General features: G+C 41.8%; 19 protein-coding genes, 1 tRNA gene and 4 pseudogenes. 8 read left to right on the top strand and 16 right to left on the bottom strand.

The annotated features are described in order from the left end of the window. Positions 1–7 precede the first annotated feature (7 nt). From WDV75_RS03210 to WDV75_RS03195, 4 genes are all read right to left on the bottom strand, one after another. Complete coding sequence (locus tag WDV75_RS03210; RefSeq protein ID WP_273571299.1) at positions 8–364, bottom strand: DUF4150 domain-containing protein; 357 nt, start codon at positions 362–364, stop codon at positions 8–10. Continuing rightward, complete coding sequence (locus WDV75_RS03205; protein WP_273571297.1) at positions 357–1,574, bottom strand: DUF2169 family type VI secretion system accessory protein; 1,218 nt, start codon at positions 1,572–1,574, stop codon at positions 357–359. The genes WDV75_RS03210 and WDV75_RS03205 overlap by 8 nt, the downstream gene beginning before the upstream one ends. Positions 1,575–1,588: 14 nt before the next feature. Further along, the gene (locus WDV75_RS03200) at positions 1,589–3,505 is read right to left on the bottom strand and encodes a type VI secretion system tip protein VgrG (RefSeq protein ID WP_273571320.1); all 1,917 of its coding nucleotides are present in this window, start codon (positions 3,503–3,505) and stop codon (positions 1,589–1,591) included. A gap of 882 nt (positions 3,506–4,387) precedes the next feature. Further along, positions 4,388–5,605: a tyrosine-type recombinase/integrase gene (locus WDV75_RS03195; protein ID WP_273571295.1), complete on the bottom strand. Its 1,218-nt coding sequence runs from the start codon at positions 5,603–5,605 to the stop codon at positions 4,388–4,390. 215 nt (positions 5,606–5,820) lie between these two features. Here WDV75_RS03195 and WDV75_RS03190 point away from each other — a divergent pair, with 215 nt between their 5' ends. Further along, on the top strand, positions 5,821–6,237 hold the full coding sequence (locus WDV75_RS03190; protein ID WP_273571293.1) for a hypothetical protein: 417 nt from the start codon (positions 5,821–5,823) through the stop codon (positions 6,235–6,237). A 35-nt stretch (positions 6,238–6,272) separates the two neighbouring features. Here the strand turns inward: WDV75_RS03190 and WDV75_RS03185 are convergent. Then, positions 6,273–7,136, bottom strand: a pseudogene (locus WDV75_RS03185) (IS630 family transposase); the annotation flags it as partial. 116 nt (positions 7,137–7,252) lie between these two features. Beyond that, complete coding sequence (locus WDV75_RS03180) at positions 7,253–8,140, bottom strand: YopJ family acetyltransferase (protein ID WP_273571290.1); 888 nt, start codon at positions 8,138–8,140, stop codon at positions 7,253–7,255. Between the two features lie 302 nt (positions 8,141–8,442). On the opposite strand from WDV75_RS03180, the pseudogene WDV75_RS03175 reads away from it, so the two are divergent. Beyond that, positions 8,443–9,418: pseudogene (locus WDV75_RS03175) on the top strand (phage major capsid protein). Between the two features lie 18 nt (positions 9,419–9,436). Then, a pseudogene (locus tag WDV75_RS03170) lies at positions 9,437–9,671 on the top strand (HK97 family phage prohead protease); the annotation flags it as partial. Positions 9,672–10,102: 431 nt separating this feature from the next. Here the strand turns inward: WDV75_RS03170 and WDV75_RS03165 are convergent. The 4 genes from WDV75_RS03165 to WDV75_RS03150 all read right to left on the bottom strand — a co-directional run bounded on the left by WDV75_RS03165 (position 10,103) and on the right by WDV75_RS03150 (position 13,856). Next, positions 10,103–11,005: a hypothetical protein gene (locus WDV75_RS03165; RefSeq protein WP_273571288.1), complete on the bottom strand. Its 903-nt coding sequence runs from the start codon at positions 11,003–11,005 to the stop codon at positions 10,103–10,105. 230 nt (positions 11,006–11,235) lie between these two features. Next, entirely contained in the window at positions 11,236–12,273 is a 1,038-nt protein-coding gene (locus WDV75_RS03160) for an IS630 family transposase (RefSeq protein WP_338860671.1), read from the bottom strand. Positions 12,274–12,432: 159 nt separating this feature from the next. After that, a protein-coding gene (locus tag WDV75_RS03155) for an IS1 family transposase (RefSeq protein ID WP_273571839.1) occupies positions 12,433–13,082 on the bottom strand; the annotation gives its coding sequence in 2 pieces (ribosomal slippage) (positions 12,433–12,878 and positions 12,878–13,082; 651 coding nt in all). A 219-nt stretch (positions 13,083–13,301) separates the two neighbouring features. After that, the gene (locus WDV75_RS03150) at positions 13,302–13,856 is read right to left on the bottom strand and encodes an NAD(P)H-dependent oxidoreductase (protein ID WP_273571838.1); all 555 of its coding nucleotides are present in this window, start codon (positions 13,854–13,856) and stop codon (positions 13,302–13,304) included. 119 nt (positions 13,857–13,975) lie between these two features. Between WDV75_RS03150 and WDV75_RS03145 the strand changes: the two genes are divergently transcribed. After that, a complete protein-coding gene (locus tag WDV75_RS03145; protein WP_273571837.1) occupies positions 13,976–14,335 on the top strand; it encodes a winged helix-turn-helix transcriptional regulator in 360 nt (119 codons plus the stop codon). A 596-nt stretch (positions 14,336–14,931) separates the two neighbouring features. On the opposite strand, the gene WDV75_RS03140 is transcribed toward WDV75_RS03145, so the two are convergent. From WDV75_RS03140 to gloB, 3 genes are all read right to left on the bottom strand, one after another. After that, complete coding sequence (locus WDV75_RS03140) at positions 14,932–15,483, bottom strand: MepB family protein (protein WP_273571836.1); 552 nt, start codon at positions 15,481–15,483, stop codon at positions 14,932–14,934. Between the two features lie 103 nt (positions 15,484–15,586). Next, positions 15,587–16,918, bottom strand: coding sequence for a murein transglycosylase D (mltD, locus tag WDV75_RS03135; RefSeq protein ID WP_273571835.1), 1,332 nt, complete (start codon positions 16,916–16,918; stop codon positions 15,587–15,589). A gap of 72 nt (positions 16,919–16,990) precedes the next feature. Next, positions 16,991–17,746: a hydroxyacylglutathione hydrolase gene (gene gloB, locus WDV75_RS03130; RefSeq protein WP_273571840.1), complete on the bottom strand. Its 756-nt coding sequence runs from the start codon at positions 17,744–17,746 to the stop codon at positions 16,991–16,993. A 52-nt stretch (positions 17,747–17,798) separates the two neighbouring features. Between gloB and WDV75_RS03125 the strand changes: the two genes are divergently transcribed. After that, positions 17,799–18,515 carry a class I SAM-dependent methyltransferase gene (locus WDV75_RS03125; protein WP_273571834.1) on the top strand — a complete coding sequence of 239 codons (717 nt, stop codon included), beginning with the start codon at positions 17,799–17,801 and terminating at the stop codon, positions 18,513–18,515. Positions 18,516–18,524: 9 nt separating this feature from the next. On the opposite strand, the pseudogene rnhA reads toward WDV75_RS03125, so the two are convergent. Then, positions 18,525–19,057: pseudogene (rnhA, locus tag WDV75_RS03120) on the bottom strand (ribonuclease HI). A gap of 1 nt (position 19,058) precedes the next feature. On the opposite strand from rnhA, the gene dnaQ reads away from it, so the two are divergent. Both dnaQ and WDV75_RS03110 read left to right on the top strand, forming a co-directional pair. Then, positions 19,059–19,808 carry a DNA polymerase III subunit epsilon gene (gene dnaQ, locus WDV75_RS03115; protein WP_189761127.1) on the top strand — a complete coding sequence of 250 codons (750 nt, stop codon included), beginning with the start codon at positions 19,059–19,061 and terminating at the stop codon, positions 19,806–19,808. Positions 19,809–19,945: 137 nt separating this feature from the next. Continuing rightward, a tRNA-Asp gene (locus tag WDV75_RS03110) sits at positions 19,946–20,022 on the top strand. 44 nt (positions 20,023–20,066) lie between these two features. Here the strand turns inward: WDV75_RS03110 and WDV75_RS03105 are convergent. Beyond that, positions 20,067–20,624 carry a GNAT family N-acetyltransferase gene (locus WDV75_RS03105; RefSeq protein ID WP_273571833.1) on the bottom strand — a complete coding sequence of 186 codons (558 nt, stop codon included), beginning with the start codon at positions 20,622–20,624 and terminating at the stop codon, positions 20,067–20,069. 318 nt (positions 20,625–20,942) lie between these two features. Then, the gene (locus WDV75_RS03100; protein WP_273571832.1) at positions 20,943–21,794 is read right to left on the bottom strand and encodes an N-acyl homoserine lactonase; all 852 of its coding nucleotides are present in this window, start codon (positions 21,792–21,794) and stop codon (positions 20,943–20,945) included. A gap of 696 nt (positions 21,795–22,490) precedes the next feature. Between WDV75_RS03100 and tkt the strand changes: the two genes are divergently transcribed. Next, positions 22,491–24,485, top strand: coding sequence for a transketolase (gene tkt / locus WDV75_RS03095; RefSeq protein WP_273571831.1), 1,995 nt, complete (start codon positions 22,491–22,493; stop codon positions 24,483–24,485). Positions 24,486–24,656 lie beyond the last annotated feature (171 nt).

Genomic DNA, 24,656 nt, shown 5'->3' with positions numbered 1-24,656 from the left:
TTTTTCCTTATTCACCGTTCATCCAAAATTCATCCCCGTGGCGTAGCATCAGTTTGTTGCCGGCGCGCACGGTCTGGGTGTGTGCTTTCGGGTGACACTTAGCGCCCACGGTGCCGCTTTTGACGCCATTGGCTACGCCCGGTTGATCACCGATTGTGGCAGGCACAAAACTGCCGGCAAACACCACCACTGGCTGGCCGTTGGCGCGCACGGTTTTCTCCGGGGCTGAGCTGTCGGCCAGTTTCGCCACCACCGGGTAGGGGATCGGCGGCGTAGAAGCACCCATCGGGGTTTTGCAGACATCCGGCAGCATGCCGACAATCATCCAATCACCTGCGGTACGGGCGGTGTAGTTATCAGCCATCTTTTTTCTCCTCTTCCAGTGGAGCCAGTTTGAGTAATGGGGCATCTGGGTTAATTTCAAATCGCGCTTCCGCGACCCGCACAGGCTGGTCAGCCCTGAAATTCAGCCGGCAGGTCAGGTGCAGCGTTTTGGCATTGCTGTCGATAATGAGGGTGTCTATGCGCATCGGTACGGGCAACAATACGCCGTTGTGCATTCGTAGTAGGATAAACGGGCGGTGTCCTGGCAGGCAGACATGCAGTTTTCCACCCGGTGTCAGGCCGTTCAGGGTGATGGCGATATCCGTGGCCGGCCACTCAATTTGTTGATCTGTCGGAGATCCGTTCCAATAACCGAAATCAAAATCTTTCGGTAGGTAAGGATGGCGATGTTCAAGCCAGTTATTATCGTAAGTGCCCGCTAATGCACGACGGGGCAGCCACGGGCGACCAATAAAGCCCATTCCCTGTGGCTGGCAGGCAGGTGTATCGGATGACAATGTACCATTCAGTTGGGCGGTAAAATGCGCAATAGTAAACGGCGCATCCGGTCGGGTAATACGCGGTGCCGGATAGCCGATAAGCTGTTTAGCTTCGGCATACCACGGGGTGATAAAACCGGTTCCCAGCGGATTGGTTTCGCAGGTGGCGTGAGCGATGGGGGCTTTCTCCCCGTCAGGATGCTTCTGACGCTGCTCTGTTGTCAGGCAATCTGATGCTTTCAGACGCGGGCTGGCGTCATCATTGGCGTAGATTTTGCACTCTCCGCCAAAGGCATAGCGGTAATCCAGTGGCAAAGACGTAAAGGGTTTCGGTTCGGTCAGTTGCCAGTTTCCGTGGGTGTCACGGAGAAATTCCCGCTCGCCGGTCACGGTCAGGGTTTTGTCGAGCAACATCTGTCCCTGCTTGCTCTGCACCTGCAATCGTACGGGGAATTCGGTACAGGGCTGGCTCTCCGGTGCATACGCTGTGCCGTTGACAATCACGTCACAGCGCGGTTTAAACGGTGCCAGGTCACTTTCCTGCAACACTTGTGAGGCGTTCATGGTGCCGCGATATTCATCCTGTAAGCACAATGGCGGTGCCGGCAGCAATTCGGCACGGTATTTCCCCTGCCCGGCGGACAGGAGCTGGTAGCCGATTTTCATCACGGCGACATGATGTTCAGTATCTTCAATATCGAGCATCGAATAATTCATGACCGCAAACGGGGTCAGGTTACGAAATTCCATCTTAAGGCTTCCTTTTAGTTCAGATCGATATCTTTACCGGTGATTTGTACCGCGCCGCTGGCGTCAAATTTGAACTCACTGCCCTGTATCGTGATTTTGCCGGTACTGTCCATACGCAGGACACTCGCACCACAGCGCAGCTCAATCACCTCCCCGGCCGTGATAGCCAGGGTATTGCCGACGTTGACCTGCTTATGCGTCCCGACCGTGATAATGTAATCCTTGCCGGTGGTGAGTTTGCGTACCTCTCCCACGATTTCTGCGCTGTTAAGGGTGACGGTTTCCTCTTTATTCTCATTGACCTTAATGGCCTGGTTTTTCTCCACGGTTTCGGTGTGGTTGGCGAGCACATGGGTATCGCGGTTGTTGAGTACTTTGGTGTACATGTCCTTCTGGGCGTGCAGCGCCAGCCGTTCACTGCCCTTCGCATCCTCAAACAGCAGTTCGTTATACCCTTGCCCCTTATGGGTTTTGGAGCGGAAGGCCATCTGGGTTTTGCTGCCCGGCAGTGCGCCCGGCGGGAGGTTGCTGGCATGGTAGGTGCGGCCGGTGATGATGGGCTGATCCGGGTCGCCGTGCAGGAAATCCACCACCACTTCCTGCCCGATACGCGGAATGGCGAGCATGCCCCAGCCCTGACCGGCCCACGGCTGGCTGACACGTATCCAGCAGGAGCTTTGGTCATCGCTCTTGCCGTAACGATCCCACGGGAATTGCAGGCGCACGCGCCCGTACTGGTCACAGAAGATTTCTTCCCCAGCCGGGCCGACTACTTTGGCTATTTGCGGGCCATCAATCACCGGTTTGGGTAACGGTGCCGGGCGCCAGTTCTGGTTCTGGCGGATGAAGTAGAAATGGCTGTTGAGCGTGGTGCCAGAGCCTGAACTGACGGTTTCCAGTGCCTGCGGCTGGCTGCCGCTGTGGCGGGTGGAGATGGTTTGCCATGACTGGTTCAGGTCTTCCCGGGGATGGTTATCGAGAATAAACAATTTACCGGGTTGCAGGGCAATCGCATTGCCACGACCTTCTCCAGTCACGGCGTCGCTGCGCAATGCCTCCAGTCGGTAGCGGGTGAATGCCTTGCCGTGCGCCTCGTCTTTGAAGCGGCCTGGGTAGTCATAGTGTTCGTAGTACAGCTGTTGCAGGTTTTCGTCCCGTATTTTTTGGTGAAATTCTGCCGGCCAGGCGGGATTCTTGAAGGTGTAGTCCTTCAGCTGCACCTGAGCCGGGCGCACCTGTGCGCTATGGGTCAGGCTGCTGACCGCCGGTTCCCCCAGCGTACTGCTTTCACCGGGTTGATAAGGCAGGCGGATGCCCGGCGGTATCGAGCCGCAGTCATCGGCGAACACCAGCGTGTTGCGCCCGTTGCTGCATTCGAAGAAGTAGAAAATACCTTCTTCTGCGGTCAGCCGTTGCAGGAAATTGAAGTCACTTTCCTGATATTGCACGCAGAATTCGCGCTCCGGGTGTGGGTGGCGCAGGTTGAATATCACGTCGCGGATGTGGTGCTCCTTGAGGATTTTGGTAATAATGCCGGCAATATTGAGTTGCTGGAAAATGCGTGAGTTCTGCCGCAGGGTAGTGCGCCACAGGTCGGGGCGGATGCTCATCCGGTAGGTGGTCTGGTGTAAGCCGGTGTTGCCCTGCTCAAAGCGGGTGACGATGCCGGTGATGCTGCGTTGTTCAATGCCATTGTGCAGAATAGTGAGTGTTGCCGTGCGATCCAGCACCAGTGGAAAGTCAATGGCGGCGTCCGCACTGGCCAGCCCCACTTCCAGCGCAAAGGGACGCGAAAAGTGTTCGGTCAGGCTGAAATCGGTGACAACAAAGGTCTGTGCCGGCAAGGTGCCCGCGGTCAGGGTAAACAGCAGGCCGCTGGGCGCGGGCCCGTCACCGCCCAGCCCCAGTTTTTGGCCCAGTTGCTGCAGGATCTTGCCTGCCCCCAGATTACCCGCCGCAGCTTTGACGGCCAGCCCCGGTGCGCCAAGTGCCTTGCTGGCCCCGCCGGCAAACCCGCCGCCCTGGAGCAGGCTGCCGGCACTGAGACTACCGAGTGCTTTGCTGGCCCCATCCGGTAATCCAACTTTACCGGCTATTCCTGTTACTGAACTGAGGAGGTCGCTGGCGTTACCGCTTGCATCCGCTAACAGCGTTTTAGCCTGTTTTGTTATTGCTTCCTGTCCCTGTTCCAACAGCGCTTTTCCTTCCTGCAATGTTGTGAGGGGCTTTTTCTCTTTTTCTGACACGGTCTGTCTCCCTGAATTCATGCCGATGGAATATAAAATAGCAATGGGCTTAACAGGGACATCGTCATATTCGGCAGGAAAGGAGAGCCTATTCAGCGCACCTGCTTTTCCAGTCTGACAATAAGCTGAAAATAGGCCACTTCCTGTTTTGAATAAGGCAGAAATGTTCGGTTAAGCCAGAATGATTTGTTCCGTTCGTGATAAAAAATCTGCCGGAAATAATAAGGAGCTGACAATTAAAAACCAAATAAAATCAAGTGGAGGAAAAAAGCGTGTTGTACAATCACAGCGTAAAAAGTTAAAAACATTGCCGTTGTAAAATAAATTACCGGAAGATTCACTCTGGTGAGTGCATTATACTGAGTGATGTTGTGCCAAAATCGAGGGGGTTTTTATAACATAATGAATTACAAATAAAAAAATAGGTCTGATTTTTAGAATAACCCTGATCATTTCTATTTTGTGAACTTATTCGCAAAAAAGGTTATTTTGAAAAAATGAAATTTTTTAGCGAACTCAACGCCGAAGTGCAACACTAACCCAAATGTTAAAGGGCAAATTTCTGCCCTATAGTGATAGTAACTTCTGTTCCCATTGCGCCACAATTTCCCGTTTCTCTTTCAGATAATCATAACGATCATAGTGCTTGGTTGATACACCCGGCTTTTTGTGATTTTGCAATCTATCTCTCATCTCAGAGCTAATTCCCATCTCCCCTGCAAGTGTCTTAAAAGTTCGCCTGATATCTCTTGGTGTGAATTTTTCAAAGTCATAGCGAATACAAAATTTGCGTATCTGTTTGGCATATTCAGCCGCCAGTAGATGGCCTTCTTTCGTGTCTCCGGGGAACAAGAATTCTGAATCTGGGTATTGCTTGATTTGGTACTCTAATATTTCGGTAGCAGATCTACACAATGGAATGACATGGTAATCCCCATTTTTTGAAATATGAGGTGGCACTGTCAGAGTATTATTATTTTTATCCCAGTTATCTTTTGTATTGGTCATTATTTCCCAAGGGCGCTGACCACCAGTGAAAATGCAGAGTAATATTAATCGGCCATAACCAGGATGAATTGGAAATATTTCTGACGAAATACGAAACAGTTTTAAAATCTCTTTCATTTCATCCCAAGATAAAAATCTATCCAGTGCTTTATCAGCGCCCTCTTGGCGCGGAACGATGGTCACGGGATTTCGGTCAAGGCCATAAATAACTTTTTCATTCAGTTTGGCAGGATCATTGTCAGCGAATAAACCAAAGTTAAATACCGCATGAAGATTAGAACGAACCTTATTTGAACCAGCGACAGCCCCACGTGAAATAAATTCAGCCAATACTCTTTTAATGTGGTCTGGGGTAATATCTTTTGCCGGAGTATTTCTATCAATATACTGGCTATCTAATACCTGATTTAGCCTGTATTGAGTTTTGTCATAAGATCTCTTGCCACGGCGCTTCTGGTCAGTAATATAATCTTTAAATAGCTGCTCGATTGTGGCATGTTCTATGATGGTTTGATTAGGAGAGGATAATTGCTCTTGGGCTTCTTGAACTTTTGACGCAGCTTCAGCCAGAGTAAGTGTAGGGTAATCACCTAATGTCAGGAATTTTCTCGAACCATTAAGATGGTACTTATAGACAAAGACCTTTCTACCAGAGGGATAGATTTTTAATCCTAATCTACCTGTTCCACGAGTAGCTGATGCCTGCCAAACATAGTAAGCCTGATCTTTAGGTTTAATGCCTTTTATCTTGCTATCGGTAAGTAATAATCCAGCCATAATTACGGGTGCTCTAATGGGTGTCTTAATAGTGAAATAGTATGACATAGAATGAAATCATTCAATATGTAAAAATAATTTAAAATCAAAAAGATGAAATGAAATGAAATCGATAGAAATCATCTAAAATCAGGAATAATTGCCCTTCTAAGCCGTAGGTCACAGGTTCGAATCCTGTAGGGCAAATTAGTCTCCCGGCATATGTTGGTGGTGCGATGATTAGAAACTCTGGCAATTTCAACGGTAAAGCACTTAAAGCGTTACAGGAAAAGATTGAAGCCTTAAAGAACGTTAAGGTGGTTGTTGGTGTTCCGGCCTCAACGAACGGTGAGCGGAAAGATGGGTTGAGTAATGCCACCATTGCCGCGGCTCAGGAATTTGGGGTACCCGGTCGTGTAACTGAGAGGATGAAAAAGATTTATAGGGGGTATCTCTGGCAGGTAAATGAAATTAGAGAAACTGGAGAAAGTAAATATAAAAGTGTCAGAAGCAGGGACAATTTTATTTTCACCCTTGGTGAAATTGGCTTTGCTGGATATAAATCCCGCTTGAAATTTGGGTTTGTGATAGCCCTAAATAACCATCTATCGAGCAGGAGCGACTCAAAAGATGAAAGGTTATCATCTTACTGATATATAACTTTTCATAATTATGAGAGTTTCATATTTCCTAGATTTCGTGTCACCGTTTCATGCAATGATTGCCATAACCGTTCTATTTTATTCAGCCATGGAGAATAAACGGGGAGAAATAACAGGGTTACTGTTGGATTTTGCTTCAACCAAGCCTTGACTCGTTGGTTGGTATGAATGTTGTAATTGTCTAAAATGACTGTTAACGTTTTCGCATGACGGTGGTGGCGTTTTAATTCTTCTAACATATTGATGAATAATTGAGAATTTTTTCTACCGTAACCCGTATAGAAAATTTTTCCGGTTTGAATATCAAAACAACCTGCAAGGTAATATTTTTGATTTTTTCCCGGTGTAAGAATCCTTTTTTGCTGCCCTTTGAAATACCAATCTGAACCTATTTTAGGGTTGAAATTAATATCCACTTCATCCTCATAAAATACGGGATTTTCTTTTGATACCTGCGATAATGCTTGATTAATACGTGCCATTTTTTCTTCATATTGAGGGTCGGGCTTATATTTTACATGCATTATTTTATTGATTTGAATAATGAAAAGTTCAAGACTCCAGCGAGAACGGACATGATTGAACTGTTGTGGTGAAAGTTCGAGTAAATAATGAATAAAAGGTAAAAGAACGGTCAAATTCCATTGCCGAGGGCGGCCCGCGGGCTGGCTTTTTAATCCTATCCAACCATATGTTCTAAAACGTTTGATCCAACGCCAGACAGAAGACGGCGCGACACAAAATTCTTCAGAGACAAAAGGAACTGATTCATTCCGATAAAGTGAGAGCATGGCCATAACCCGGATAGCATATCTTTTATCTTGCGTTTTTTGGGCAATTTTTTTCATCAGGCGGCGTTCAATGCGGAAAGTGGGTGGTAAGATAAGCATAACTCAGTCCTCTTTTTTGCATTTTTGTTTGTGGAAAATCAAAGTTTGCAAAATTTGGACTGAGTTTCTTTGATACTCCTACCATTTTGAAAAGTTATATATAACCTATTTTTTATTCATGACTCATCGAGCCAATGTAGCACCGCTTCAGCAAGACTAAGTCTTTTTTCTTCAATAGAGTTACTGTAGGTACGTTTTTTTTTGTCAATTGTGCGGGTTACTTCATGGCGCTTATATCTGTTTATCAATGACTCTCTTCCTCCTGGCTGCTTATTCGCTTTCATATCCTTGATTTCATCAAAATGACTTTTGAAGTAATCATTATAAGTATTCATTAAATTCATTGACTGTGCGTGTTTAAAAAAATCAATAGGCAATAATTTTATTGCTTGATCGAAAAATACAACTCGCGCTTTTTTTAATGATTCATCATCAAGTTCTGGTTTGTAAGGTAAGTGTTTTTCCCTAATAAATTCTATTTTATTATTGAAAAGATCTTGATGAAGCTTTACAAAGTGATCACTATATTTATGCATCTTTTTCAAAAAATGGAGTGAAAAGAGTAGGCAATCTGCATCACTATTTTGTATTTGGTTATAAATATAAAGAGTTTTTATGTTGGGTTTATCTTTAAAAGCAAAATATAGTTTAAAAAGAATGAATTGATTTTTTCCACGGCTTGAATCAACAAAAATGATAGAAATATTATTATCCACATCTTTAAAAACATTAGCTGAGGCAAAATGCGTTCTATCATTACCAGCGTTAATCACAAATCGCTTGTGCTCATTACTATTTAATTTATTTAATTCATCTATAGAGTTAACAAAATCATGTGCAGTCATAATAGTAGGATGTGCATTCATGCTAGATGTTGCATTTAAATGCCTTAATATTATTCCACAATTAACCATATCCATATGTATATTATTGAATTGATGGTTATCTATTTTATTTGTTCGAATTTTATCTATATACGATCTTAACGAATCTTTATCAGACATTTTTAACACTCCTATTAATTACGTGAAAAATCATAATTAGTTGATTTAACTTCTTAAGAAAGACTATCTTTAGCTCTGATTATTGGTTTTTTACCTTGAGATACACAGGTAATAATGACTGTGTTACTTATTGTATTTTACTCTACTTCATTTTTAACGAAAGTGCTTAATCCCTTTTTTTGTTAAACAAAAAAACATTAATTTTTTGTATACTTAAACATCATGGTTGGAATCATTTATTATTATTTTTCATGGTGTTAAAAATTCACTTACTGAAAAAACAAATTAATTATAGAAATATCATGAAAAAATTACTTGAATTACGCCAACAAAAAGCCGATTTAACCCAACAAATGCGTTCGCTGCTGACCAAAGCCGAAAACGAAAAACGCTCACTCAATGCTGATGAAGCCAAACAGTTCGACGAGCTGTGTAGCCAATCCGATAACCTGAATACGGAAATTGCCCGTTATGAGTCTTTATCTGATGAAGAACGCAGTCAGGCAAAGAATCAACCGACCAGTAAAAAGCTCAGTAATGATTAATTACGTCACTATGTTTTGACTGGCGAAACCCGCACCTTATCCACGGGGAAGAAGGTAAGGCGTGTAGTGAGACTGCGACACCAAAGATGGAAGAAGTCAGCATCAAACTATTTCCTATCTATGCCTACCCCAAAACCACACAGGAAATTATCGACTTTAGTGATGTGGATATTTTAGGCTGACTGCTGAGATCGCAGATACTTTCGTTGATACCGAAGAAACAGATCTGGTTAGCGGTGACGGTAGCAAAAAAGCGAAAGGCTTTTTGTCTTATCCCCGTGACACCCAAGCTGACAAGGTACGCGCATTTGGTACGCTGCAAAAGCTGGAAGTTACCAGCCTTGAAGCTGATAGCCTGATTGACCTGAAATTCCTGCTAAAGAACAAATATCGTAAAAATGCGGTGTGGGTGATGAATTCCACAACTGCCGCGCAAGTTCAAAAGCTGAAAAATGGTAATGGAGATTATATCTGGCGGGAGCGTTTACAGGCAGGTGATCCCGATATGTTATTGGGCTTACCTGTCCATTATCTCGAATTTATGCCAGATGACATCATTAGTCTGGGGGACTTCAAACGCGGTTACTTCATCGTTGATCATCAAACGGGTATTCGTACCCATCCTGACAATATCACCGAGCCGGGATTCTATAAGGTACACACCGATAAATATTTAGGCGGTGGGCTGGTGGACTCTAACGCAATCAAAGTGCTGGAAATCAAAGCCTCTTGATAATCTGGGAGTTTATCGATGAAAAATGATTTTGAAATCCGTACCGCTTCATTATCTGCCAATGATAAGAAACTGACAGGCTATGTGATTAAGTGGAACAGCCGATCACATATTGTGGGATGAGTTTGTAGAACAATTCGCCCCTAACGCCTTTAGCGCCAGTCTAGCGACAAGTGCTGATGTCAGGGCACTTTATGAACATGATCATATGAACCTGTTAGGCCGCACTACGTCCGGTACATTGCAAATTAGCCATATCTCACCCAGAATAAAAAGCAGGAAGTTTATCACAAGATCTAATCATTGGGAGCATAACCGGAAATCTGGCCTAGTCGGTATTTTGATTAGCGTGGTCAATTGATTGAGCGTAAGGTTCGTAAGATATCATAAAAATGGCTAGAGTTTATTTTGATTGAAATAATGAGAAGATAACTGCAATGGATATCTTCTCTTCCAGCGAGAATATTTGTAACTGCTATTTCTATAAACTTCAGCAAAACAGTTACTATGTTGATCTTATTTTTATTGTGAGATAGCTGGGTCACAAATTTAAAACATAATAATAGAATGGCGACATAACATTATTTATTGAAAATTATTTGTTAAATATATTTAATTATGCATATGGGTTATTTTATTATAAATTATTTGTGTCGTTATAGAGCTGTAATTATTACGTTATTGTCAGGTGATAGCTGTAATTATTACGTTCTTGTCAGGTGATATAATTGCTAAATTAAATACTTTTTTTACACTGTTTTGGATCGTAAGATATGTACTTTTCTTTATAGGGGATTCACAGTTAGCAGAAGGAGGAATGACTTGCCCATTAGGAATGGGAGTTTCTTTTAGTGTAAGGCATTTACCTATGTAGTGCCATTTATCCATTTTATTTTTCCATTGTTCGTTATATTTTTCAGCAGGACAAACAATATTTGCCCAAGGATCACATATCCATAATTCTTTTGGTAGATTATGATATAACCTACCCAATGTAGGTTTAAACATATTATGATTAAAAGCACCTATTGTTATAAATACATGGTCATACATTCCTAAAGTACCAATTATTTGAATGTAGATATGATTAGGAGTTGCCGAACCAGTATTAAAAAATCTCAAAATATCATCAAGACAGTTATTTATTAAATAATTAAAAGCACAGTTACAGTAATCAGGGCAATTTCCGGTTAAGAGGTTTTCTTTATTATCCAATGTATAATTATATAATTCTTTATAAATAGTAGCTTCTCGTTCTGCTTTATGGATTTTATATAATCTTCTATATTCTTCTTGTTCACGAAAAGCAGATCTTATCTCATTTCTTTTTTTTATGTTTTGTTCATTTATTCTTCTTTCATACATAATGTTTTCATATAAATTTTTGTAAATTTTGTTTTTTATTGTTCTGTCTTTTTCAATATCAGATTCATTGGTTTTCCTTAATGTATCTGCAAAGTTTCTTGATTTATTAAATTCGTTATGTTTATGCAAATTCATTTCGTAACCATATAAAAATTCCTTATGTTTTCCTTTTTCCTTTTTCCTTTTTCCTTTTTCCTTTTTCCTTAAGGAGATTATCATCAAAGTAATACTTATTTCCTGCTTTCGCCTTTAGTAACGCCCTGGAATGTTTTACTGCGTTATTTAAAATTGATTCTATCATAATAAAGTCTCATGAATAATTGAAAGATATTTTACTTCAGAAGTATTCTCCTACAGATATTAATTTCAGTAAAGAAAAATATGAGGTGAAGTTTAGGTATAACATAGTTAGAACCATTATTGATTGATATTGTTATATTATATATACCAATCTAACTTGAAGATGCAGGTTTTAAAGTCTGAAAATTATCAGTCAGTCGAGTCGTGAGCTCTTTCGCTTTTTCTGGCAAAGTGACATGAAAAAAGTGACGAAGGGTTTCACGGAAGGTCTTCGCATCCGGAAAATAGATATTGTTACGCACTTGCTCATTCATATACTTCCACAATCGCTCTATCGGATTGAGGTTTGGGCTGTAAGGCGGGAGATAATGCAATTCAATATTCAGGACATATGCAATATCTTTCACCAACTCGGCTCGGTGGTAACCCGCTCCATCCAGAATGAGGTGGATTTTTTGCGACAGCGGGTAAGTTTCTCGGAGCGCACCGAAGAAATAGGCGATATTTTCAGCATTAATGCTTGGATATTCACGGATCACGGTGTCTTCAATCCGTTGTAAATTCAGCGCACCCAGAATATTGAGACGGGTACGACTGCCGGTGGTTTCAACCTCTTTTACCTGATTTTTCCCTGCTTTCATCCAGCCATAACTGAGCTTTGTGGACTGTGAAGGATGCACCGCATCAATAAATAGGATCGGCTCATTCTGAGCCGCCCTGTCTTTCAGCATCTTGTAGTCATCAATAAATTGTTGCTGTTTATCCGCATCGAATTTATGAGGCACTCCCTTTGGCTTTTTATAGCTGAAACCCTGGCGGTGAAGCCATTTCGTCATCCCCCCCACGCTGAAAGACACCTGCCAACGTGCTTGGACATAGGCCACAATTTGGGTCGTGGTATGCATCAAATTGGCGGTCAAATATTCAATCAGGTCAGCGGCTTGTTCGGCAGAGAGATGGCTTTCAGAGCCCCCATTTTCCGGCGTCAGCTTTTCCTGAGCGATGAAGTCTTTTAGGTGACGGCTGACCGTACTTTCATGAATACGCAAGGCCTGGGCTATCATCTGAGCTGTCCAGCCTTCGGAGGCCAAAAGCACGGCCTTGATGCGATCACAGACTCGACTGTCACGCGTGGTATCATGCATCAATTCGAGGGCACGTTTTTGTTCTGGTGTCAGATGAATTTTCATGGTTGCAAGCATGATCTGATTTGGATAAGAAATCAAGCATCTTCAATGGCGATTGGTATAGATATAAACTACCTTGAAAATTGTAATTGATATGGATACATGAGATATTGTTCCTTGTATTGTCTATGCTTGGTCATGTATTCAATCCGTTGTTCTGCTTTAAAGATAGTATTCTCTTTCAATAAAAGTTCCGATAACTTTGTCATGCATCTCAGGGGATTTTGAATCGCCGAGTGTTTTACGGTTCAATCGTTTAATTCTGTTGAGAAGTGTAAGATTTTCACGCTCGATACGTTGCGTGAAACTTTTCCCAACGAGGTGTGTATTTTCAGGCAACATATTGTAAACTTTAAACTTATCGGTACACCAAAAAGCAACATTGAATCGCGATAATTTTTTCAGAAGCTTTTTAAGCGTTTTCTTGCTCCGCCTTCCAAACGTGTGAGCGATGATACGCTTTAGTCGAGGTTCCCAAGCATACCATAGCCAGCGTTGGCACTTTTTATTTCCAACGAATGACCACATTTCGTCAACTTCACAGATAAGCTGAACTTCTACTTTATCCAGCGAGAGCGTTGTTACGCCTCGGGGTTGGAGTTTTTTAACGTGCGAACAACGGCATTGATACTGATATGTAATGCGCGGGCAGTATCACGAATACCTGAGTTGTTCATAGCAAGAGCAACGAGTTGAAAGGTTCGTTTGCAGGATAAACAACGATAGCGTTGATGTCCCGCATCGCCTTTACCGTGCTTTTTGACGAATTCTGTTCGTTGGCAAAATCGACATTTTACTTCAATCATCGCCATTTAATTTCTCCGAAAAAAGGGGAATTATATACCATCATCTACGGGTTTAATACGTGACCAAATACCCGTTCCATCGGTGAATTATCATAGCAATTGCCTCTGCGGTTCATGCTTATGAAATAGCCATGAAGTAAAGGAATATTGATATCTATTCTTTGATGATCTTGGCTATTTCTTATAATTTTAGATTTATTTAAATGTTAATCATAAATTATTATTTCAGCAATTTGCATTAATATTGCTTTGAATTACTCTCTTTAGTTTTTCACTATGAGCTTTGGCTTTTTCTTTTATTTCGAGCTCAGTATGTCCATTAACAGTAGCTATATCATAAAGAATAACTGGCTCTATATATTTCATTTGTGAATATTCTGCTGATTTTTTGATGGATTTAAGAAAGCTATCTATAAGAAATTGGCTGTTATCTTGTTTGAAGTTTTTCTCTGGTTGCCCTATTGTAAGACTGGGCAGGAGTTTTTTGTTTTTTAATTTATTCCCTTTTGAACCATAAGCGAATTGATATGCGAAAACTTGATCAAACCAAGCTTTAAGAATTGCGGGCATATTAAACCAGTACATCGGATACTGTAAAATGATTAAATCATGTCTTAATAATGCTTCTTGTTCAGAATTAATATCAATGTTGTAATTTGGGTTTAATTGATGAATATTACGGATTTCAAGATCAATGCTACTATTTTTTAATTCTTCAACAATCGTTTTGTTAGCAATTGATTGTTCAAAATTTGGGTGGGCCAATATCATTAAAGACATGTTAAATTTCCTTAAGTTATATTTTTTTGAAAGCTATCAATTTGATAGTTGCTATAATTAGTTTATGATGATTTTTTTCTATTACAATAACTATCCAGTTAGATAGTAGGGAGGAGTTTATGGTTGAAGTTACGAAAGGCGAGGGCTGCCAAGTTTCATTGAATGGGAAGAGTTACCCTTGTCCTGTCAGTATGGCTATGGATTTGATAGGTGGTAAATGGAAAGGAGTCATCTTGTATTACCTGAAAGATAAAAGTAAAAGATTCAGTGAGTTAAAAAAGGATATCCCTCATATTACTGAGATGACTTTAAGCATACAACTCAAGAAATTAGAGAAAGATGGATTAGTTTTAAGGGAAGTATATGGAAATAAACCACCAATTAAGGTTATTTACTCTTTGACGGACTTTGGGGAGTCACTTAAACCCGTTTTGGAAGCTGTATCGGCATGGTCGTATGAAATATCTGGAGGTGTATAGGTTACCCTGAGATTTTCATTGCATTTTTAACAAAATTTATTTTATTGATGATATTTTTGCAATACAGAGGCTGTTGTCAATAGTACCGACCAGAAGGCAATAGGGTAAACAGAGGCAAAATAATACGGGAGTATGGTAGATAGTTGAACTAAATAAAATAATTTAAAAACAATAAAATAACTAATTTTATCAAATCCTGTAGGTGCTTAAATGGCGCATACCGTAACCCGATAACGGCTGTTTTCTGGGGCGATTCCCACGGATTGAGGATTTGTGGGCTGAAAATCAGCGCATCACGCTCGCTGCACTAGCCTGGGACGTGTAACCGGGTGCAGCCGCCACAGTGGTATCGACGGCAACGTTCGCCCTGAAAACTCCGGCAAGACGTGTTGCTCCAGCCACGTACGCAGTATGGCTCCCTGCGTAGCATCCTTACGTTCAATCGACAAAACGCCAAGCTCTATAATAATTAAATATACTAATTCAACTTCAAATTGCAGCTTGCAAATCAATGTGATTGTTTATATCTCCCCGCGAAGCGGGGAGATATAAGACGCATTTTGAAAGACGAGTGGTATAGGCGGTAATAATTTAGTTTAATTATTATATGTATGGTTATAATTTAGGAAAATGTTCTTAAATTTCTCAATGGCAGTTTCCTTTTTATCGAAATTTATAAAATATGAGGATTGCCATTTTTGTGTTTGGAGTGCTTGTCTTGACGTAGGAAATACCCATGTGGGATAAACTCGAATAGCTCTTTTACCCGTTTTAGTTTGACTTGAGAATATACCTTGTTTTATCAAAACATGTGAGTCAAACAGAAAAATACCTTTTTGATGCTCTGAAAAAGTCGCTATTAGACAAAAATCAATGTCATCCTTTTTTTCAAAAGGCATTATTTCTGAATCTGGAGTTGGCCTTTTCCAAAGAGTCACAAATTGCCCTTGTTTATTAGGTGTTGTTTTAGCTTGACGAAAAATTATCGATTTGCCAGCTAGTTGAAACCGCATGGCTCCGTAATCATGACTTTCTGTTTCGAGATAAGGAGTGGACGTTAATGGGAATGCAGAAGGGAGTAGAAGATACTTTTTTATTTCGATAAAGGCATTAGGTAAATTATTTATATTTTGTTTTAATGATACCAATTTGTATTTCCTCTTTCTTGATTCTAATTATCATTTTATTGTCAATGCAATAGTTCCCTGTCCCAAAGGCTAGGGAACTGTATATTGGAGAGGATAAACTCCCTTAATTAAGGTAAAGCGTTAACGCCATGCCAGGTTTTATCTCTTTGATTTTTATGCTTTTATTCCAGCTAATTAAATCATTAAGATTTATACCATGACGTTTTGCAATACTGAAAAATGAATCCCCTTTGCGCACTTGATAGGTGACGGGGCCGCTACTATCGATTTTCAGCACTTGGCCGATCTTAAGCCGATCAGCTGTTTTTAAGCTGTTTAGCCTTTGCAATTCTCGGTGAGTAGTCTTGAAACGCTTTGCAATCGCGGACAATGTATCTCCGGCGCGAACAGTATAGTGACTTTGTTGCTGTAACTTGTAGGTATTGTGTTTAACCGCCAGACGGATGTCACTCAAGACGTTTTTATTGGCCAAAGACGCCTTAAATTGGTTAACGTTCTTTCTGGGTAGCATGATGTAATGCGGTCCATAAGGAGACGTCATACCTTGTTTATAGCCAGGGTTATATGCCCTGATTGATGTCAATGATAGCCCGGATAGTTCAGCCGCTTGCGACAACATAATCTGTTGCCCCACTTCAACCTTTGCCAGAGCGTGTTGGCTGTTAGGCTTAGGAAGTTTGAAACCAAACTGTTCGTTATGGCGAATGATGTTACCCAATGCCAATATCTTGGGTACATAGTGCATTGTTTCCCGTGGCAATGACAACGACCAGAAGTCTGTTGGTTTCCCTTGTGCTTTATTGTCTTTGATGGCACGTATAACCCTGCCTTCGCCACTGTTGTAAGCAGCAATGGTCAAAAGCCAATCCCCATTGAATCGCGTGTTGAGGTATTCAAGCATATCAAGAGCGACGGTTGTTGATGCCGCAATGTCACGACGGGCATCGTACCATTTATCTTGTTTCAGGCCATAATGACGGCCAGTACTTGGGATAATCTGCCATAATCCTGCCGCTTTGGCGTAGGAAGTAGCATGGGGATCAAAAGCACTCTCCACTATGGGCAGCAATACCAGCTCCATTGGCATATGTCGATTATCAAGCTGCTCAACTATCCAGTAAATGTATGGTTCTGCACGCAATATTACATTTTGGATATGGCCCTTGTGCTTCAAATAGTAACTTTGTTGTTCGCTCACCCTGCTATTAGCAGGAACTTCCATCTTCAACTCATCGCGAATATGTCCCCACAAATCTTGTTGGGCTGTCGGACTCACCTTCCAGTTTGCAGGATCATCTGATGCTGCAATACCGTTTACTTTCTGATTCGTTGAAGACATCTTCTGTGCTTGTTGCTGGGAAGGCGCCTTTGTTTGCAGGCCCGATTGACACCCAGCAAGAAGAACAGAGGTGAACAAGATCGTTTTTGTCTTCATGTTCTTTTCTAATGCTTGCCTAAAAGGTGAGCAATGATACTGGCCTATTACGTAGAAGACAACCCAATAAAATTAAAATCGATCTTTATAGGCCCTTAATTGCTGAAAAATAGAAGAAAGTGGCATGGAATTAGGTTTGATACCGATATTTTTTTGTAAATCAATATCGTGGCAATTTAAGAAAACATTGATTTTTTTCTCTGTTTGTAAATCTGTTGGGACTGTTGCCTGGTTATTTTCACGTAATTTAAGCATTTTTTGATAATAATCGTGAATAATCTGATTGTCAGGTAATACTGCTTTTGCAAATTTCATATTTGCTACCGTGTATTCGTGAGCACAGCAGATCAATGTATCATCGGGTAATGATGAAATTTTCTCCAGAGAGGAAAACATTTGTTCGGCTGTACCTTCAAATAGTCGTCCACAACCCCCAGAAAACAAAGTATCTCCACAAAACAGATAGGGAGCCTGATAGAATGCAATGTGGCCAAGTGTATGTCCTGGCAGCGCGATGACTCGGAAAGAAAAATTTCCTATTTCAACGGTGTTATCTTCATAGACAATATGAGTTGTTCCTTTGTTTTGTGTCTCTTCAGGGCCGTATACGGGTAACTTAGGATATTGTTTGAGTAGTCCAGGAACCCCGCCAACATGATCATAATGGTGGTGTGTCAGCAGTATCGCAGCGGGAGTAAGTTGATTTGCTGCTAATATATGAATCACAGGTTGTGATTCAGCAGGATCGATAATGACGCAATGCTTGTTTTCATCACAAAGTAACCAAATGTAGTTATCTGAAAGGGCTGGTATCCTGATAAGCTCCATTATATGCCTCATTTTCATTGTAGGTTTATAAGTAGGTTGAAAGGAAGATGACATGCGATCAGCACGTTTAATCAAGCAAATAACCCTCCCTGCTTCTTGGGTCGAGTTACCATGGGGAGAATATTACCGTGTCGCTCTGGAACGTCAATTGGAACCATGGTGGCCCAAAATCTTTGGTTTTCATTTAGTGAAAATCGGTAACTTAAGTGCCGAAATTGATACTCGTTCCTGTTTGGTCAGCCATCAAGTCAATATAGGATTACAAGGGCAAAATATGGATGTCATTGCTGATCCCAATTATCTCCCTTTTGCAACTAAATCTGTTGATGCCTGCTTGTTGGCACATATGTTGACTTATAGTATTGATCCACATTGGCTTTTGAGAGAAGTTGATAGGATCATGATAGACGATGGTTGGTTGGTCATCAGTGGTTTTAATCCAATGAGTATATTAGGTTTCAGGGAAATGATTGCTCCGGTATATCGTCGGCAATCTTGCAAAGCTCAAATGTTTACAATGCTGCGCCAATTGGATTGGCTGCGTCTTCTTAATTATGAAGTTATCCATCACGCCAACTTCCATGTTTTACCGTGGCAAAACGGAAAGCGTTTTGATAACTCCTGTATGTCAATATTGGGTTGTCTGAATGTGATTATCGCCCGCAAACGGACGATACCGTTGACATTAAACCCCATGCGGGCAAGATTGATGAAACCAAGATTCAGTAACGCACTGGGAGCGGCGAAAAATATTCACCGACGCTCATGAGTTGGTGGGTTAATTTTCGCTTTCGATATAGCCATTATCCGCTTGAGTGGGGTTACTAGCGGCTGTGCGAGCCAGCTCGTCACACCGTTCATTCTCCCGATGTCCAGCGTGGCCTTTTACCCAGCGCCAATCAATGTCATGCCGCGAGATAGCCTTATCGAGCCGCTGCCAGAGATCGACATTGACGACGGGAGATTTATCCGCTTTTTTCCAGCCGCGTTTTTTCCAGTTATGGATCCATTGGGTGATCCCTTGACGTACATACTGGCTGTCTGTCGTTAAGATCACGGTACAGGGACGTTTGAGAGCTTCTAATCCTATTATGGCTGCCATTAATTCCATACGGTTATTGGTTGTGCGAAAATAACCGCCACTCAAGGTTTTTTCTTGCTGTTGGTAGCGGAGTAAAACGCCATATCCGCCAGGACCAGGATTGCCGAGGCAAGAACCATCGGTGAAAATTTCTACCTGTTTGTTCATTTTTGGTAGACTCTTCCTATATTGTCTTTAATCAAAAATCTAAGTCTGACACAAAAAAACATGATGAGCACTGCTATTACTCGCCAAATAGTCCTCGATACTGAAACAACCGGTATGAACAAACTAGGGGTTCACTATGAAGGACACAACATCATTGAAATTGGTGCCGTGGAGGTTATCAACCGTCGTCTGACTGGACGCCATTTTCATATTTATATCAAGCCAGAACGTTTAGTTGATCCAGAAGCGTTTGAAGTTCACGGTATTAGTGATGAATTTTTGCAGGATAAACCGAAATTTGCTGATATCGCTGATGAATTTATTGAGTTTATCCGTGGTGCTGAGTTGATTATTCATAACGCAACGTTTGATATCGGCTTTATGGATTATGAATTCAGTAAACTGAATCGCAATATTCCACCGACTGCTGAGTTTTGTACTATTACAGATACTTTGGCATTAGCGAGGAAACTTTTCCCCGGCAAACGTAATAATCTCGATGCGTTATGTGATCGTTACCATATCGATAACTCAAAACGTACCCTCCATGGGGCGTTGCTCGATGCCGAGATTCTGGCTGATGTTTATCTGTCAATGACGGGTGGTCAGACATCATTGGCTTTTTCGATGGAAGGGGAAACGTCAGGTAGTACGCAAGTTGCAGAAATCCAGAAGATTACTCGCCCACAGTCAGGGCTGAAAATTGTTTATGCTTCCGATGAAGAATTAATTCAGCATGAATCTCGTTTGGATTTGGTGGAAAAGAAGGGGGGAAGCTGTCTTTGGCGTATAAAACCTGAACAGATACATTGAAGAACAGCAGCAAAATAGGGGTAAATGCATAGTTGCGGCGAAATACTGTGCAAATAAACTATTTTGTTATAAAAAGCGATTGACGGATTTTATCGTAGCCCGTATTATCCACCCCGTTCTCAACCAGAACGCCATGCGGTGCGGTAGTTCAGTTGGTTAGAATACCGGCCTGTCACGCCGGGGGTCGCGGGTTCGAGTCCCGTCCGCACCGCCAGAATTTATAAGCCCTGAGTTTTTGACTCAGGGTTTTTTGTTTTTTTACAGAACATCTTCAATCCACTTATAAAAATACGTTGTCCCTGAAAATTCTCCGTTGGAATCGATGACAAAATTGGGGATCTGCCCGACTTCAATAAAACCACATTTTCGGTACAGTATAGACGCTGGATCGTGAGTGCGCGTATCCAATACCAGTAAATGACGTTGATATTGTTTCGCCAGGCGCTCAAGTTCATTCATCAACTTTCTACCAAGCCCACGCTGGCGGTAAGCGGTATGGACCATCAGTTTTTCCACGTCGGCACGGTGCAGTCCATTCTTTTTCTTGCAGAGGGAAAGTTGCACTGAACCTGCGATATTTTCACCTTCCAGCGCGACAAGGAGCACTCGATGACCTGATATAAGATCAGCTTCAACATCTTGCCAATATTGCTCTGCTTCGTTTTCTTCCAATGGCGCAATAAAGCCGATAGAGGCATTACTTTCGACACAGTTATGGAGTAAATGAATCAGCTCATCTTGCCGTGTATTGATGGAATCTAGTTGCATGATAGTGAATGTCGGTATTGGACTGAATGTGAGGTTAGATTTAATCATTTGTAGTTAGTTATGAAATAAAAAGTGATTTGTAATATATACGCATTAAATTTCAAGTTGCAATTTAAAATACTATATGAAATTACACGCATCTTGCAGTTAGATTGGTATAGTTAACTTAACATCTGGCATATTCAATTATCAATTGAATTTCTTTAGTGATAGTTCTTAATGGAATTGACTTTGGCCTTTAGGTTTATTTTCTGTTCTTTATTTTAGTTGTTAAATAAGTTTTCATAATACTGAGAGTATCAGATGTTGGCGTTCCTTACCCCGCGCGGAGCGCGGGGTAAGGAATACTCCTACCATTTTGAAACGCTATTTAATGATTTGATCCTCTTGATTATAAGTAAAAGTAGCATCTTGGCTATAATTATCGGGAAGAACTATCTTTATAATCGGCACTATTTTCCCCGTGACATCATAAAATTTCCTTTGATCATGTTGTGCACCATCAAGCCCTCCTGGAAGATAAAAAAAGGCTTCAATGGGTAATTCATTGGGAATATTTTGGGGCCAGGTAGCCAATATTAATTCATTATTTATTGCCAGCAAGAGCTGTAAACGTGCCTGAACGCCCTGTATGAAGGCATCAGCGTGATTTGCCCCTGGTTTAATGCTGACATCAAAACCACACTGACCCATTTCATCGCTTCCATTTTCTATCCACTCTTGAGCTGTAGTAATTCCAAGTTGTTGACAAGGCGCACTGCGGGGAAAACCAGGAATAGTACCACATCCTTTTTCATTTCTGTCGGCAGAGACTGCATTGATAGGGAAATAACAAAGAGCTTCAGGGTGTTTTTTATTAGCTGCTGAAGCGGATAAATAAGGAGAAAAAATGAAACCATTTGTGTAACCAGCATCTAATGTAATAAGTTTTGAATCAGTTCTCAAATAAGAAAATGAGACACCACCGCTACTTTGTGAGTGTGGACTTGGATTCCAAGAATAATAATAATCTGAAGGGACTGTTCCTCTTAACATAATTCCTGAACATAAAAATGCAGGATGGTCCCCATCGCCACAGTTATTTCTAGTGTCGTTATATCGTTGCGTTAATTCTGTCGCAAGATCGTAACCAGAGTTTGTATTTATTGAATTAACGTTGGAAAAAGCTATTTGTAATCCCAGTAAATATAATGAAATAAAAATAATTATTTTCTTCATGTTATTTCCTTAATTATTTTTGAATACGCTTAAATGATGGCGAATTTATAAACTCACCTTTTTGTTTCATTAATTCAAATTGCTTTTTTTTATCACCTAATAATTAAACTTTATTGAGTTGCTGGCATGTTTTTATGGGTTACTTTTATATTTGGTGATAATTTATTTAAAATAAAAAATGGAATAATGATAGCTGTCCATAAATGGTTTATTTATAAATTTTTATTTTGTTTTTCTATTTTTTATAGAGAAATTATCTTCTCCAATAGAGTGGCAAGCTATAGCATATAAGCAAGGGAATGTATCTCTGTAACAGGTGATATCACCAAAATTGCAGTTAACATCAAAATATATTACAAGTGAATTTTGTTCATTATCCTAATTTGACTGAAAAATGGGTTTTTGGGGTCTTGATTAACCTATTGGGTATCGTGTCTAATACGTGGTTTCCGATTGCGCAAGTCACGCTGGTAAATTATTCACTATTTGCGCAAGGATACCTTGAGTTGTCCGCATGATCGCGATAGGGCACCAAAACAACGAGGTAAATCAAAGAATTATTGTTAAGGAGAAATTAAGATAGCTCTCTTTATCATTTGGCATTAATTATCTGGTATTAATGATTGCGGTTTGTATGCCGCGCTGCGAAAATTAGTCCTTAGTTCACTAACGCTTTTATCCGACTTGGAGTAAAGAATGACCACTCGTAAAACCCTTGCTAATGCTATCCGCTTTTTGAGCATGGACGCGGTGCAGAAAGCAAAATCAGGGCATCCTGGCGCACCAATGGGAATGGCTGACATTGCCGAAGTGCTATGGCGTGATTATCTGAACCATAACCCCTCTAATCCTGGCTGGGTTGATCGTGACCGTTTCGTGTTATCCAATGGCCACGGCTCCATGCTGATATACAGCCTTCTGCACCTGACGGGTTATGATGTTTCGATTGACGATTTGAAAAATTTCCGTCAACTACACTCTAAAACTCCAGGCCATCCAGAATATGGCTATACTCCGGGCGTAGAAACCACAACTGGCCCATTGGGGCAGGGTATTGCCAATGCAGTCGGTTTTGCGATTGCAGAACGCACACTGGCTGCTCAGTTCAACCGTCCAGACCATGATATCGTCGATCACCACACTTATGTGTTCATGGGTGATGGCTGTATGATGGAAGGGATCTCCCATGAAGTTTGCTCTTTGGCGGGAACACTGAAACTAGGCAAATTGATCGCGTTCTATGATGACAACGGTATTTCTATCGATGGTGAGGTAGAAGGTTGGTTCACTGATGATACCGCAGCACGCTTTGAAGCCTATGGCTGGCATGTTATCCGTGGCGTAGATGGTCATGATCCTGATGCTATTGCAGCAGCCATCGACGCAGCACGTAAAGAAACAAACAAACCATCCCTGTTGATGTGCAAAACCATCATTGGTTTTGGTTCACCAAACAAAGCAGGCAAAGAAGAATGTCACGGTGCTCCATTGGGTGATGCTGAAATTGAAGCAACCCGTAAAGCGCTGGGGTGGGAACATCCTGCGTTTGAAATTCCTCAGGACATTTACGCTGGCTGGAACGCCCAGGAAGCAGGCAAGGTTAAAGAAGCCACTTGGGAAGAGAAATTTGCTGCATATGCGCAAGCTTATCCAGAACTGGCTGCTGAATTTAACCGTCGTACCAGCGGTGATCTGCCAGCAAACTGGGAAGCGGAGTCCAAGGCATTTATTGAAAAACTGCAACAGAACCCAGCTTCTATTGCCAGCCGTAAGGCATCACAAAATGCACTAGAAGCATTCGGTAAAGTTCTGCCAGAATTTATGGGTGGTTCTGCTGACTTAGCTCCAAGTAACCTGACCATGTGGTCTGGCTCTAAACCGCTAAACGAAGTTCAGGACGGTAACTACATTCACTACGGTGTGCGTGAATTCGGTATGTCTGCCATCATGAACGGTATCGCACTGCATGGTGGTTTTGTGCCTTATGGCGCAACATTCCTGATGTTCGTGGAATATGCCCGTAACGCTGTACGCATGGCAGCCCTGATGAAAGTGCGCAGCATCTTCGTTTATACCCACGATTCCATCGGGTTGGGTGAAGATGGTCCAACTCACCAGCCAGTCGAACAAATTGCCAGTCTGCGCGTAACGCCAAATATGAGCACATGGCGTCCATGTGACCAGGTTGAATCTGCGGTTGCGTGGAAATATGCTATTGAGCGCAAAGATGGCCCTACTTCGCTGATCTTCTCCCGTCAAAATCTGGCACAGCAAGAACGTACTGCTGAACAGTTGGCGAATATCGAGAAAGGGGCTTATATCCTGAAGGATTGTGCAGGTCAGCCTGAATTGATCCTGATTGCTACGGGTTCCGAAGTGGAATTGGCGGTGAAAGCGGCTGAGCAACTGACTGCTGAAGGTCGTCAGGTTCGCGTGGTTTCTATGCCATCTACTGATGCTTTCGATAAACAAGATGCTGCATATCGTGAAGCGGTATTGCCAGCGGCAGTTTCTGCCCGTGTTGCCATCGAAGCCGGTATCTCTGATTACTGGTTCAAATATGTTGGTATCAATGGTGCTATCGTTGGTATGAATACTTTCGGTGAATCTGCACCTGCTGATGTTCTGTTCAAAGAGTTTGGTTTCACGGTTGAAAATGTAGTAGCCAAGGCAACAGCTTTGCTGAAATAATCGGCAACTAATTCATATAAGCGCATTCGTATCAATTTTAGGGCGAATGCGCTCTTTTTTTGTTCAATCTTTCCTCCATAATGTGACGAATGGCGCTTGCCATCACTCCTTTTTTCTCGTAATCTGCATTTATAGTTGCTGAACCGTTTCAGTTTGATGCATAAATGAGAT

The organism is Xenorhabdus griffiniae (assembly GCF_037265215.1).
Lineage (GTDB): Bacteria > Pseudomonadota > Gammaproteobacteria > Enterobacterales > Enterobacteriaceae > Xenorhabdus > Xenorhabdus griffiniae.
Note: the sequence above shows the minus strand (reverse complement) of the source record. Positions and strands in the feature narration are given on the sequence as shown.

Excerpts from the sequence above, each read along its gene's own strand:
- WDV75_RS03210 (WP_273571299.1), bottom strand. The coding sequence starts at position 364 with ATGGCTGATAACTACACCGCCCGTACCGCAGGTGATTGGATGATTGTC.
- WDV75_RS03205 (WP_273571297.1), bottom strand. The coding sequence starts at position 1,574 with ATGGAATTTCGTAACCTGACCCCGTTTGCGGTCATGAATTATTCGATG.
- WDV75_RS03195 (WP_273571295.1), bottom strand. The coding sequence starts at position 5,605 with ATGGCTGGATTATTACTTACCGATAGCAAGATAAAAGGCATTAAACCT.
- WDV75_RS03190 (WP_273571293.1), top strand. The coding sequence starts at position 5,821 with ATGATTAGAAACTCTGGCAATTTCAACGGTAAAGCACTTAAAGCGTTA.
- WDV75_RS03180 (WP_273571290.1), bottom strand. The coding sequence starts at position 8,140 with ATGTCTGATAAAGATTCGTTAAGATCGTATATAGATAAAATTCGAACA.
- WDV75_RS03160 (WP_338860671.1), bottom strand. The coding sequence starts at position 12,273 with ATGAAAATTCATCTGACACCAGAACAAAAACGTGCCCTCGAATTGATG.
- WDV75_RS03150 (WP_273571838.1), bottom strand. The coding sequence starts at position 13,856 with ATGTCTTTAATGATATTGGCCCACCCAAATTTTGAACAATCAATTGCT.
- WDV75_RS03145 (WP_273571837.1), top strand. The coding sequence starts at position 13,976 with ATGGTTGAAGTTACGAAAGGCGAGGGCTGCCAAGTTTCATTGAATGGG.
- mltD (WP_273571835.1), bottom strand. The coding sequence starts at position 16,918 with ATGAAGACAAAAACGATCTTGTTCACCTCTGTTCTTCTTGCTGGGTGT.
- gloB (WP_273571840.1), bottom strand. The coding sequence starts at position 17,746 with ATGGAGCTTATCAGGATACCAGCCCTTTCAGATAACTACATTTGGTTA.
- WDV75_RS03125 (WP_273571834.1), top strand. The coding sequence starts at position 17,799 with ATGCGATCAGCACGTTTAATCAAGCAAATAACCCTCCCTGCTTCTTGG.
- dnaQ (WP_189761127.1), top strand. The coding sequence starts at position 19,059 with ATGAGCACTGCTATTACTCGCCAAATAGTCCTCGATACTGAAACAACC.
- WDV75_RS03105 (WP_273571833.1), bottom strand. The coding sequence starts at position 20,624 with ATGATTAAATCTAACCTCACATTCAGTCCAATACCGACATTCACTATC.
- WDV75_RS03100 (WP_273571832.1), bottom strand. The coding sequence starts at position 21,794 with ATGAAGAAAATAATTATTTTTATTTCATTATATTTACTGGGATTACAA.
- tkt (WP_273571831.1), top strand. The coding sequence starts at position 22,491 with ATGACCACTCGTAAAACCCTTGCTAATGCTATCCGCTTTTTGAGCATG.